This window comes from Tabrizicola sp., assembly GCF_031377265.1.
GTDB lineage: Bacteria > Pseudomonadota > Alphaproteobacteria > Rhodobacterales > Rhodobacteraceae > JAUYQR01.
Map to the genome: position 1 here is coordinate 1 of NZ_JANMET010000197.1, position 12,210 is coordinate 12,210.

Annotated in this window: 13 protein-coding genes and 1 pseudogene; 7 read left to right on the forward strand and 7 right to left on the reverse strand. The window is 63.5% G+C overall.

Annotation, left to right across the window (positions count from 1 at the left end):
- A partial coding sequence (locus tag RMO18_RS11345; protein WP_309666014.1) for an MATE family efflux transporter occupies positions 1-652 on the forward strand: 652 nt, incomplete at its 5' end.
- Positions 653-684: 32 nt separating this feature from the next.
- A pseudogene (locus RMO18_RS11350) lies at positions 685-1,367 on the forward strand (D-lyxose/D-mannose family sugar isomerase).
- A gap of 27 nt (positions 1,368-1,394) precedes the next feature.
- Here RMO18_RS11350 and RMO18_RS11355 read toward each other — a convergent pair.
- From RMO18_RS11355 to kynU, 7 genes are all read right to left on the reverse strand, one after another.
- Complete coding sequence (locus tag RMO18_RS11355; RefSeq protein WP_309666015.1) at positions 1,395-1,757, reverse strand: hypothetical protein; 363 nt, start codon at positions 1,755-1,757, stop codon at positions 1,395-1,397.
- A gap of 77 nt (positions 1,758-1,834) precedes the next feature.
- Positions 1,835-2,764, reverse strand: coding sequence for a L,D-transpeptidase (locus RMO18_RS11360; protein WP_309666016.1), 930 nt, complete (start codon positions 2,762-2,764; stop codon positions 1,835-1,837).
- Between the two features lie 132 nt (positions 2,765-2,896).
- Positions 2,897-3,736, reverse strand: a complete 840-nt coding sequence (gene kynA / locus RMO18_RS11365; protein WP_309666017.1) for a tryptophan 2,3-dioxygenase — start codon at positions 3,734-3,736, stop codon at positions 2,897-2,899.
- Positions 3,737-3,869: 133 nt separating this feature from the next.
- Positions 3,870-5,099, reverse strand: a complete 1,230-nt coding sequence (locus RMO18_RS11370) for a cellulase family glycosylhydrolase (protein WP_309666019.1) — start codon at positions 5,097-5,099, stop codon at positions 3,870-3,872.
- 12 nt (positions 5,100-5,111) lie between these two features.
- Positions 5,112-5,600 (reverse strand): GNAT family N-acetyltransferase, encoded by a 489-nt coding sequence (locus tag RMO18_RS11375; protein WP_309666020.1) that lies wholly within the window; start codon positions 5,598-5,600, stop codon positions 5,112-5,114.
- A gap of 4 nt (positions 5,601-5,604) precedes the next feature.
- Positions 5,605-5,997: a RidA family protein gene (locus RMO18_RS11380; RefSeq protein ID WP_309666022.1), complete on the reverse strand. Its 393-nt coding sequence runs from the start codon at positions 5,995-5,997 to the stop codon at positions 5,605-5,607.
- Positions 5,997-7,193 carry a kynureninase gene (gene kynU / locus RMO18_RS11385; protein ID WP_309666023.1) on the reverse strand — a complete coding sequence of 399 codons (1,197 nt, stop codon included), beginning with the start codon at positions 7,191-7,193 and terminating at the stop codon, positions 5,997-5,999. The genes RMO18_RS11380 and kynU overlap by 1 nt, the downstream gene beginning before the upstream one ends.
- Positions 7,194-7,258: 65 nt before the next feature.
- On the opposite strand from kynU, the gene RMO18_RS11390 reads away from it, so the two are divergent.
- The 5 genes from RMO18_RS11390 to RMO18_RS11410 form a co-directional block, all read left to right on the forward strand.
- Positions 7,259-8,089: an AraC family transcriptional regulator gene (locus RMO18_RS11390; protein ID WP_309666024.1), complete on the forward strand. Its 831-nt coding sequence runs from the start codon at positions 7,259-7,261 to the stop codon at positions 8,087-8,089.
- 91 nt (positions 8,090-8,180) lie between these two features.
- Entirely contained in the window at positions 8,181-8,720 is a 540-nt protein-coding gene (locus RMO18_RS11395; protein WP_309666026.1) for a YbhB/YbcL family Raf kinase inhibitor-like protein, read from the forward strand.
- 54 nt (positions 8,721-8,774) lie between these two features.
- Positions 8,775-9,236, forward strand: a complete 462-nt coding sequence (locus RMO18_RS11400; RefSeq protein ID WP_309666027.1) for an isoprenylcysteine carboxylmethyltransferase family protein — start codon at positions 8,775-8,777, stop codon at positions 9,234-9,236.
- 102 nt (positions 9,237-9,338) lie between these two features.
- Positions 9,339-10,910, forward strand: coding sequence for a Re/Si-specific NAD(P)(+) transhydrogenase subunit alpha (locus tag RMO18_RS11405; protein ID WP_309666029.1), 1,572 nt, complete (start codon positions 9,339-9,341; stop codon positions 10,908-10,910).
- Positions 10,911-10,920: 10 nt separating this feature from the next.
- Positions 10,921-12,210 (forward strand): NAD(P)(+) transhydrogenase (Re/Si-specific) subunit beta (locus RMO18_RS11410; RefSeq protein ID WP_309666030.1); only part of this gene is annotated, 1,290 nt, incomplete at its 3' end.

The window sequence follows — 12,210 nt, forward strand, 5'->3', positions numbered from 1 at the left end:
GTCATGGACGGATATGGCAATGACGGCGCGCGAGGGGCTGCCGATGGGGGTGATGTATCTGGTGGAGACCGGGGCCATCGCGGTGGGCACGATGATGATCGGCACCTTTGGGGCGCTGGCGCTGGCGGCCAATCAGGTGGCCATGTCGGTCGGCGGGCTGTTGTACATGGTGCCGCTGGGGGCAGCGGGGGCGGTGGCGATCAGGGTGGCGCAGGTGAGCGGTGCGGGTAACCGGGATGCCGTGCGGCCGGTGGCCTTTGCAGCCCTTGCGGTGGCCACGGTGTGGTTGGCAGGATCGGCGCTGCTGCTCGGGTTTGGCGGGTATTGGATGGCCAGTCTGATCGTGCGCGACCCTGAGGTCATCACGCTGGCCGCGACAGTGATGGCGGTGTTTGCGGTGATGCAGCTGTTTGACGGGGTGCAATCGACGATGCTGGGTGCGCTGCGCGGGCTGTCGGATGCGGGCTGGGCGGCGGGGGTTTCGATGATCGCCTATTGGCCAATTGGTTTGCCACTGGGCTGGGCTTTCGCGCAGTGGTGGGGGTTTGGTCCGGCGGGGGTCTGGATCGGCTGGCTGGTGGCGTTGGCTTGGGCGGGGGCGATGCTGACGGGGCGATTTTGGTTCAAGACGCGGTTGAGCGGACCGCCGTAATCGTTATAGTGCCCCGGAAAATGGGGGACAGAATGAAACGATCACGGATCAACGAGATCATGCAGCGGCGGATGAGATGATCCGCCAGTACGGTTTTGTGCTGCCACCCTTTGCCTACTGGTCGCCTGAGGCGTTCAAGGCGAATGCGGGCCGGGCGCGCCGGGTGATCACTGGCCGCTGTGGCTGGGACATCACGGATTACGGACAGGGCAAGTTCGATGCGCTGGGGCTGTTCCTGTTCACCCTGCGCAACGGCGAGCTGGCCGATCTGCAGCGTGGCGGCGGCATGTGCTATGCCGAAAAGCTGCTGATCAGCCGCCAAGACCAGCTAAGCCCGATGCACACCCACGTCATCAAGGCCGAGGACATCATCAATCGGGGCGGGGCGACGCTGGTGGTAGAGCTGTACGGGTCGGACGACAAGGGCGGCTTTGCCTGGGACAAGGGCGGCGTGGTGCGCTGCGACGGGATCGAGCGGCCCTATGCGCCGGGCGACAAGCTGAAGCTGGCGCCGGGCGAAAGTGTGACGTTGATGCCGGGCGATTGGCATGCGTTCTGGGGCGAGGGCGGCGATGTGCTGATCGGCGAGGTCAGCACGGTGAACGACGATCTGACCGACAACATCTTTCGCGAGCCGATTGGCCGCTTTGCCGAGATCGAGGAAGATGTCGCGCCGACGCATCTTTTGGTCAGCGATTACGACCGCTGGCTATAGGCGGTGCAATGCTTTGGAAGAATCCCCTTACTTCTTAAATGGAAAAGACAAATCCAGCCGAACCCCAAAGTGCGCCTTAGTACCGTCCTTCTTGGTAAAGCCGCCGTTTATAAGAGCATCTACGGCGGCTATTTGCCCAAACTTCCCAACGCCTTTCATAGACTTGTGAAATTCGATTGCGTCGTCCCGTGACAGGTAACCAACTTTTTTGTCATCGATCATTGCGAACACGGCGTTCTTGTCGAAATTGTTTGCCGGTTCGGGGACAAGCAGGGCCAGCTTTTCGACTTTAACGCCATCTTCTTGGTGCCCGCCCGATATGCTACGAAGCGCGCCCTGATAATTACTTTCACCAACCAAAAAGAGTTTGAAAGTACGGTCATCGGTCAACCGAAATGCGGTTATAGAGATACGGCCCCCGTTGGCCGTATCGTCATTCGCCAATTTCTTTGACTTCCAAAACCACATTAGGGCGTGGCCTTACCCTCCGGGCAGACCCCGTTGACCAGCCCCACCGTGCACTTCGGTGCCGGGGTTGCGGCGGGGGCAGTCGTCGCGGCTGGTGTTACGGCAGGGGCGGCGGCTGGTGCAACCACGGCCACCGGAGCAGCCACCGCGATCAACGGTGGCGGCAGCACGACGAGAGCCGGGAGCGGAGCCGGTGTGACCTTTTTCTTCACGGCCGGCGGCTTTGGAATGAAGAGGCCCTTCGGCATCTCACCCGCAGCGGTCAGCACGATGACCTTTTCGCCGCCTTTGACGCGGGCGAACAGATCGATCACGTCCTGGTTGATCATCCGGATGCAGCCAGACGAGGCGTTACGGCCAATGGAGTTCCATTCCGGGGTGCCGTGGATGCGGTAGCCGTAGTCAACGCCGTTCGACAACAGATAGATCGCGCGCGCACCAAGCGGGTTGGTCGGGCCGCCGGGCTGGCCATTTTCCCATTTCGCAAGCTCGGGCTTGCGTGCGATCATCTCTTTCGGCGGGGTCCAGGTGGGCCAGGTCTTCTTTTCGGCAACCACAGCCTCGCCGGACCATTCGAACCCGGCCTTGCCGACGGCGATGCCATAGCGGATCGCCTTCTTGCTGTTCAGGACGTAGTAGAGCAGCCGTTTGGACGGGTCGATGATGATGGTGCCGGGGGCCTGTTCGGTGGCGTATTCAACGACCTGACGGCGGTAGGCTTCGGGGATTTTTTCAACCGGCAGGGCCGGGATCGCGATGCCCTGATCCATCGAGGCTACATAGACGTTTTCCTCGGCCTTGGGCAGCGGCGGCTGGCCGGATGTGGCGGTCGACAAGGTTGGGTCGACGCAGGCAGTCAGCAAAAGCAGCGCCAGACCGACCGCAACGGCGGGCCCTTTACGCAGAACGGAAAAAGCAGAGTCGCGCATTCAATGGCTCACTTGTTCAAGGTCCGCGAACGAATGTCCGCGAAAACGGCTTTGTGAGACGGTAGACGAGCGCAGGTGATCCGTCAAACCGTGGAGGGTGCGGAATGTGATCACGGGCGCGTGAAAAGGCCATTAAAGTGTGGTTCTAAGCTGCCAAAGTTCGGGAAACAGCTGCACATCCAGCATTCGGCGCAGGTAAGCCACCCCCGAGGTGCCGCCGGTGCCGCGCTTGAAACCGATCACGCGTTCGACGGTGGTGACGTGGTTAAAGCGCCAGCGGCGAAAGTAATCTTCGAAATCCACCAGCTTTTCGGCCAGCTCATACGCTTGCCAATGGGTAGCCGGATCGCGGTAAACGATTTCCCACGCCGCCAGCACACCATCATGCGACACCCAAGGCTGGCGCAGATCACGGGTCAGGATGTCTTGCGGAACCGGCAGGCCGGAGCGGGCCAGATGGCGCAACGCCTCGTCATACAGGGTGGGGCGGGCCAGTTCCGCCTCTAGCCGCGCGGTCAGATCGGTGCGGTGCGCGTGCGGGCGCAGCATCGCAAGGTTGCGGTTGCCGACGGCGTATTCGATCAGCCGGTATTGCCAGGACTGAAAGCCCGAGGACTGGCCCAGATCATCGCGGAAATGCGTGTAGTCCGACGGGGTCATGGTGCGCAGCACGTCCCACGCGTTGTTCAGCTGTTCGAAGATGCGGCTGATGCGGGACAGCATCTTGAACGCCTCGGGCGCGCGGCCTTCGGCGATGGCGCGGCGGGCGGCGTCCAGTTCATGCAGGGCCAGGCGCATCCACAACTCCGAGGTCTGGTGCTGGATGATGAACAGCATTTCGTCATGCGCGGTGGTCAGCATGTGCTGGGCATCGAGGATCTGGTCGATGCGAAGGTAATCGCCGTAAGACATCCGGCCGTCGAACGCGGTTTCGGCACCGTCATCGGCTGGGTTGAAGGGGCATGTGGTCATGGTCGCTCTCTCTGTGATTTGGGGGATCAGGCGAGGAGCGGGGTCTTTCGGGCAAGGGTGGAAAGCGGGCCGATGCGCCGCCAGAGGCAGACCCAAGCAGCGGGGCGGCAAAGGGCAGGCAGCGGCGGGCGGGTCAGCATGTGGTCAGCCTGAGTGCCGCGCAAAAACCGGGCATGATCTTGTAGGTCCGGTCATCGGCGATGGCCAGACTGCCGGTCCAGCTGTAGATCGCCCAGCCAAAACCCGCGGCTTCGGCAGCACCAATCTTGGCGTCAAGAAACGCCGCGCGGCTGGCAAGCGGCACGTCGACACCATCGCCGTTCTCGCGGATCACGCCGAATTCGCCCAGCAGGACCCGGTGGCGCGGCACGCCATGCGCATCCGCCCAGTCAGCGACGCGGGCGATGTCTTCGGACACGGCATCGACGGGAAGGTCACGGTAGGCCTGAAGTTCGGCAGCCAGCGCGTCTTTGGTGATAGTGACCTGACCAGCGGCGGCGGCGCGGGCGGAGGCATCCTGCACCAGCGTTGCGGCCATTTCATCGGTGATCGTTGTGGGCGGATAGGGCACTTGGGCGAAATAGACATGCGGGCCAAAGCTCCATCCCGCGCCCTGATGGGTAAAGAAGAAGGGGCCGTAACTGTGAAAGCTCCATATCAGATTGTCGTCGGAGAGGAGGCCGGGGTCGAGGGCCAGAAGCCCGTCCGCACCGCCCCAGCAGGCACCGGACACCACCAGAGGCAAGTCCGGCGCATTGGTCCGCGCGGCATCATGCAGGCGGGTGAGTTGTGCTGGCCATTTCTGTTGATCGGGTTCAAACGCGAGGCCGCAATCATGGGTCGGCTCGTTCAAAAGCTCCAGCGCGGTCTGGTCGGGGTCCATCCCGTGCAGCCGTGCGGCAAGCTGGCCGACGAGGGTTGCGTAGGCATCGAGCGCCGCCGGATCGGTGACGATGGCTTCGGTGCCCGATGGGTCGTCCTGGCGCGGGATGGAGTGGAGATCGACGATGACCTTGAGGCCCGCCGTCTGGATCAGCATTGCGGTGTCAACCACCTGACCGATCAGGGCGTCTTGCGCGGGCCCGGGGCCAAGGCGCAAGAACGGCGCGGGATCGATCGGCAAACGGACGAAATCGAACCCGGCTTGCGCAAGCCCGGCCACGGCATCCGGCGGGACATGGCGCCGCCAGTCGGGAAACACATCGAGAAACCCCGGGCGCGTGACCATTTCATCCGGGCTGAGCCATTCGACCCAAAGCTCGAGGTTGAGGCCGCGCTTGGGGGCAAAGCGGTCAGCAGCGGTTTCGGCAGTGGCCGGTTGGGTCAGGATCAGGTAGATCAAAAGCGCACGGGCTGTGGACATTGGCGGCGTCTTTCAGCGGTGGGATGGGTGCAGGCGGAGGTCAAGCGACATGTGGTAAAGGTGATAGGTCTGGCCATCATGAACCTCGGGGCCATCGCTGTCGACCTGCCAGCCGCGTTTGAGCAGAAAGCGGTGCGAGAAGGGGCTGGCTATGACGGTCAGGCGGGGCAGGGTCTCGGCGCGGGCTTTGGCGATCAGTGTGTCGTACAGCGTGGCGGCGGTGCCATCGCCGCGCGCCTCGGGAATGACGAAGGCCATGTCGAGCAGGCCGTCGGGGCAGAGCGACATGAAGCCGGTCATGCGGCCTTCCGCCTCGGCCACCCAGCACCATTGATCGAGCAGCTTGTCGGGTGTGTCGTCGCCAAGGATCGGGTCAGGGGCCCAGGCGATGCGTTGGGCCTCGCTGTAGATATCGCCGGTGCCTTCGCGGATCGCCCGGTAGTAGACCAGATCGGCAGCCTGCCAGTCATCGGCGACATAGGGGCGGATCGTTGTGACCATCGGGTCAGCCCGCGGCGATGGCGTCGACTTCGACCAAGAGCGTGGGCGAGGCGAGGCCGGCGACGATCAGGAGGGTGGCTGCCGGGGGCGTGGTGGCGCCTACCCACAGGTCGCGGCGGGTGCGGTAGGTGGTCACGGCTTCGGTTGTATTTTCAGTGAGGTAGACGGTGATCTTCATCAGGTTCGCGCGGGTCATGCCAGCGGCGGCAAGCGCGTGATCGACATTGGCGAGCGCGGTATCCAGCTGCGCCGCAAGGCCGGTGGCAATGGTGCCGTCGGGGTGGATGCCGACCTGGCCGGAGATTTCCAACCGTCGCGTGGCACCTTCGGCGAGCGCCAGCTGGCTGTAGCGCGAGGCGGGTTGCGGCATCGTCGAGGGGGTCCACAGGCGGATCATCATGTCACCTTTGCGCGTTTCTTGAACTCGGGCCGGTCCCAGGTTCCGTAATCCATGATCTTTGCAAGCGTGTTCACTGCGCGGGCCACGTCATCTTCGTCGATGAACAGCGGCGTGAAGCCAAAGCGCAGGATGTCAGGGGCGCGGAAGTCGCCGATCACGCCCTCGGCGATCAGGTTTTGCATGATGGCATAGCCTTCGGCGTGGCGAAAGCTGACCTGGCTGCCGCGCATCAGGTGCGAGCGGGGGGTGGCAAGGGCCAGGCCCGGAATGCGGCTTTCCACGCCTTTGATGAACTGGTCCTGCAGGCGAAGGGATTTGGCGCGCAGGTCGTTCAGATCAACCTGGTCCCAGACATCAAGGGCTGCTTCTAGTGCGGCAAGTTGCAGCACCGGCGGGGTGCCGACGCGCATCCGTTCGATCCCCGCACCGGGGCGGTAGGCGAGATCGAAAGCGAAGGGCGCTTCGTGGCCGAGCCAGCCAGACAGCGCGGGGCGGGCGGTTTCAGCGTGCTGGGGGGCCACGTAGATAAAGGCCGGGCCGCCGGGGCCGGAGTTCAGGTATTTGTAAGTGCAGCCAACGGCAAAGTCGGCCTTTGCACCGGCAAGGTCCACGGGGAAAGCGCCCGCGCTGTGAGCGAGGTCCCAGACGGTCAGCGCGCCCATTTCATGTGCGCGTTTCGTGATGTCAGCCATGTCGTGACGGCGGCCGGTGCGGTAGTCCACCTCGGTGATCAGGGTCACGGCGACGGTGGTGTCGATGGCGGACATCACCTCTTCAGGGGCGACTGTCTTCAGCGTATAGCGCCCGCCAAGGGTGCGGCAAAGGCCCTCGGCCATGTACAGATCGGAGGGGAAGTTGCCGGTGTCTGACAGGATCACGCGGCGGTCGGGGGACATCTCCAGCGCCGAAGCGAGGGCCTGGTAAACCTTGATCGACAGGGTGTCGCCCATCACCACGCTGCCGGGGGCCGCACCGATCAGCCGGGCGATGCGGTCGCCGACGCGGCCGGGCTGATCCATCCAGCCGGCCTTGTTCCAGCCGGTGATCAAGAGATCGCCCCATTCGCGTTCAATCACCTTCGCCACCCTAGCGGCAGCGGTTTTTACCAACGGCCCCAGTGAGTTGCCGTCAAGATAGACCACCCCTTCGGGCAACTGGAACAGGCGTTTGGTGGCGGCAAAATCAGTGGACATCGGGGCATCCTTCTGGGTTGCAAAGGTTATGGCGGCGGGGCGCTATAATTTCAAGCTTGAAATGATTGCCGGTTGCGCGTGGCAAGGCGTTTTGCGAGGCTGGTGACATGCAGCATGTGGCCAACCTTGGCGTCGCCGATCCGGCCCGGGCGGACCCGTTCGCGCCGGGAGTGGTGCTGCTGCGTCAGGCGGTGCGGGCGCAGTTTCGCGCGGTGATTGGCGAAGTGCCAGTGATCCTGCGGGTCGAGAGCGGGCGCAAGGTCTTGCTCGGGGCAATAGAGGCGCAGGTGCCGGAAGGCGCGCTGGCGTTGATGCCTGCGGGCCAACCGATGGATGTTGAGAACCATCCGGGGGCGGGGGGGCTGTACCGGGCGACAGGGATCATGGTGGCAGATGCGCTGGCCTGCCCGAGAGGGACCAGCGCTGCGCCGTGGAGCAACGATCCGAGGGCGCTGGCGGCGTTCGAGCGGGCGTTGGCGGCACAACGAAGCCCGGGCGTTCCGCAATCCTTGCGGGATCATGCGGTGCTGGAGGTGCTGTTGTGGCTGGATGCGGCGGGCGTGCGGTTGCCACCCTTGGCACCGCCGGCATTGCCGGACCGGGTGCGCCAGATCACAGGCGCAGCGCTGGACCACGATTGGCGGGCGGCGGAAATCGCGGCTGTGCTGGCAATGAGCGAGGCCACCTTGCGGCGCAGGCTGGCGGGGTTTGGGGTGGGGCTTTCGGCACTGCTGGCGGATCAGCGGATGAACCGGGCGCTGGCGCTGTTGCAAGCGACGGACCTGCCGGTGGGCGTGATCGCGGGCGATGTCGGCTATGCCTCGCCCTCGCGGTTTGCGGCGCGGTTCCGGGCGCGGTTTGGCGTGACGCCGGGGGCGATCCGGGGCCTAAGATGAGCGGTGCGGGCGCAAGAATGATCGGCCCGGCACATGCGGGGCATTCCTGAAGGGTTAGGGTACCGACAGCAACCCTTGAAGGAGCCACCCGATGATCCGCCCAACCTTTCTTGTCGCTTTGTTTGCCTGCGCGCCAATTGCCGCGATGGCAGACATGGTTCTGACCTCGCCCGACATGGCAGCGGGCGGTGTTTTGCCAGACGATCAGGTGTTCAACGCTTTTGGCTGCAGTGGCGGCAACCTTTCGCCCGCGCTGCAGTGGTCCGGCGCGCCGGAGGGCACCAAAAGCTATATCCTGACCGCCTATGACCCCGATGCGCCGACCGGTTCGGGGTGGTGGCACTGGACTGTCGCCAATATTCCGGCGGAGGTTACGGCCTTGGCCGAAGGCGCAAGTCCGGCCGGGATGCCGCAAGGTACGGTTGAGGGGCGGACCGATTTCGGCGCGTCTGGGTTTGGCGGGGCCTGCCCGCCTGAAGGTGCAGCGCCGCACCGCTATGTCTTTACGGTGTTTGCAATGCCGGAGGCTACGCTGCCACTTGACGGAGCGTCCTCGGGCGCGATGGTCGGGTTCTACGCCAATGCGATGGCGCTGCAGAAGGCCGAACTTACCGTCACATACGGGCGCTGACTGCTTGCAGTTGCAGGCTTGAACCGTCTAGATCGGGCGCAGGGAGGATTCCTCATGCGCCCGATTTTGTCTGCCATCGATCTGCCGCCGGTTTGGCTGCTTGCGCATCTGGCGCTGGCCTGGGCGATCAGTTTTATCCCGCTGAAGCTGTTCGGGGCGGCGGGAGTGTGCTTTGGCAGCGTGCTCTTGGGTCTGGGCGTGACGCTGATGGCGGCGGCGATCTGGGCCATGTCGCGGGCGCGCACAACGGTGATTCCGCGACGCGATCCCGCCGCGTTGGTGACCAGCGGCGTGTTCGGCTATAGCCGCAACCCGATTTACCTTGCTGACACGATGATTCTGACCGGTGCGATCTTGTGGTGGGATGCGGCGCTGGCGCTGCCGTTGGTGGCGGTCTTTGCGTGGATCATTCAGACGCGTTTCATCAAGGACGAAGAGGCGCGCCTGACGGCCGGCTTCGGGCCGGAGTTTGATCTTTGGGCACAGCGCGTGCACCGCTGGTTCGGGCGCAAGTGACCGACCTGCGCGCAGCACATATGTAGGGTTTGAAATATTGTTGCGCGGTGTTAAGTCGAAACAACGGTTTCGGAAGCGTGGCAAGCAGAGCGGGGAAGCACAGTGAAGATCGGGGCGCTGAAAGAGATTTTCGCGGGCGAGAACCGGGTGGCGATGACCCCCGATTCCGCAACGCAATTGATGAAGCTGGGGCATGCGTGCTGCATCGAGACCGGGGCGGGCATGGCTGCCGGGTTTTCTGATGCGCTGTATGCGGCGGCGGGGGTGGTGGTGCTGCCTTCGGCAAAGGCGCTGATTGCCGATGCGGATGTGATCGTGAAGGTGCGGGGCCCGGAAGCTGCCGAATTGGCGACCCTGAAGGATGGCCGGACGCTGATCAGCTTTTTCTGGCCCGCGCAGAACCCCGACCTGCTGGCGGCGGCTGCAGCAAAGAACCTGACCGTGGTCGCCATGGACATGGTGCCGCGGATCAGCCGGGCGCAGAAGATGGACGCGCTGTCTTCGATGGCCAATATCGCGGGCTATCGTGCGGTGATCGAGGCCGGGTCGAACTTTGGCCGGTTCTTCACCGGGCAGGTGACGGCTGCAGGTAAAGTGCCGCCCGCCAAAGTGCTTATCGTGGGCGCTGGCGTCGCCGGATTGGCGGCGATTGGAACCGCGACGTCGCTGGGTGCGATTGTCTATGCGTTTGATGTGCGCCCGGAAGTGTCGGAACAGATCGAAAGCATGGGCGCAAGCTTTGTGTTCCTCGAGTTTGACGACAAACAGGATGGCGCTGCGACCGGTGGTTACGCCGCCCCGTCATCGCCCGAATTCCGCGAAGCGCAACTGGCGAAGTTCGGCGAACTGGCGCCTGAGATGGACATCGTGATCACCACGGCGCTGATCCCGGGGCGACCTGCGCCAAAGCTGTGGCTGGCCGATATGGTGGCGGCGATGAAGCCCGGATCGGTGGTGGTTGACCTTGCCGCGGAACGTGGCGGCAACTGCGATCTGACGGTGATGGATCAGAAGATTGTCAGCGACAATGGCGTGACCGTGGTTGGCTATACCGATTTCCCAAGTCGGATGGCCGCGCAGGCTAGTACGCTTTATTCGACCAATATCAGGCACATGCTGACCGATCTTACACCAAAGAAAGACGGTGTGATCGCCCACAACATGGAAGATGACGTGATCCGTGGCGCGACGGCTGCACATATGGGGGCGGTGACGTATCCACCACCACCGCCAAAGATTGCGGCGATTGCGGCGGCCAAACCGAAAGAAAAGGCGCGCGAACTGACCCCGGTGGAGAAGCGCGCCAAGGAGGTTGCGGCCTTCAAGGCGCAGACCCGCAATCAGGTGGGTATCCTTGTGGTGGGTGGCGCACTGATGCTGTTGATGGGGACTTACGCGCCCGCCGCGTTCATGAGCCACTTCATCGTTTTTGCGCTGGCCTGCTTCATCGGGTTTTCGGTGATCTGGAACGTGAGCCACAGCCTGCACACGCCGCTGATGGCGGTGACCAACGCGATTTCCGGCATCGTGATCCTTGGGGCGCTGCTGCAGATCGGGTCGGGCAACTGGCTGGTGGTGATCCTTGCTGCCGCATCGGTGCTGATCGCCAGCATCAACATCGTGGGGGGCTTTCTGGTAACACGCCGGATGCTCGCCATGTTCCAGAAGTCGTGAGGGGGCTGCCATGAGTTTGGGAATCGTTTCGGCTGCGGGGATCGCGGCGGCAGTTCTGTTCATCCTGTCACTTGGCGGCTTGTCGGGCCAGGAAAGCGCCAAGCGCGCGGTCTGGTATGGCATTGCGGGCATGGCGTTGGCTGTGGTGGCGACGGTGCTCAGCCCGGATGTGAGCAACCTTTGGGTGGTTCTGCCGATGATCGCCATCGGGTCGGTCGCGGGCTGGTATGTGGCGGGCAAGGTACAGATGACGGAAATGCCGCAACTGGTGGCGGCGCTGCATTCGTTTGTCGGCCTGGCGGCGGTGTTCATCGGGTTCAACGCCGATCTGGAACTTGGCCGGGTGACGGCGATGGATGCGACGGCGCGTGACGCGCTGACCGGTTTTGCCGGGGTTCTGGCACACAAAACCGGGGTGGAGATCGCCATTCTAAAGGTAGAGGTGTTTCTGGGCGTGTTCATTGGTGCTGTGACCTTTACCGGATCGGTGATTGCCTTTGGCAAGCTGGCCGGGAAGGTGGATGGCAAGGCGAAAAAGCTGCCGGGTGGGCATCTGCTGAATGCCGGGGCGGCGATTGGCTGTGTGGTTTTGCTGGTGCTTTACACGCAGGGCGCGGGCATCTGGGCGCTGGCGCTGATGACGCTGCTGGCGTTCTTCATCGGCTATCATCTGATCATGGGGATCGGCGGCGCCGACATGCCGGTCGTGGTGTCGATGCTGAACAGCTATTCGGGCTGGGCGGCGGCGGCGATCGGTTTCACGCTGGGCAATGATCTGCTGATCGTTACCGGGGCGCTGGTCGGTTCGTCGGGCGCGATCCTGAGTTACATCATGTGCAAGGCGATGAACCGGTCGTTCATCAGCGTGATCCTTGGTGGATTTGGCACCACCACGGGCCCGGCAATGGAAATTGCCGGTGAGCAGATTGCAATTGACGCGGAAGGCGTGGCTGCGGCGCTGAACGATGCCGACAGCATCATCATCATCCCGGGTTATGGGATGGCGGTGGCGCAGGCGCAGCAATCGGTGAGCGAGCTGACCCGCAAGCTCAGGGCCGCCGGCAAGACGGTGCGCTTTGCCATCCATCCGGTCGCGGGGCGGTTGCCAGGGCACATGAACGTGCTCTTGGCCGAGGCGAAGGTACCTTACGACATCGTGCTGGAAATGGACGAGATCAACGAGGATTTCCCTAGTACCGACGTGGCCATCGTGATCGGCAGCAATGACATCGTGAACCCGGCGGCGCAGGAAGACCCGAACAGCCCGATTGCGGGAATGCCGGTGCTGGAATGCTGGAAG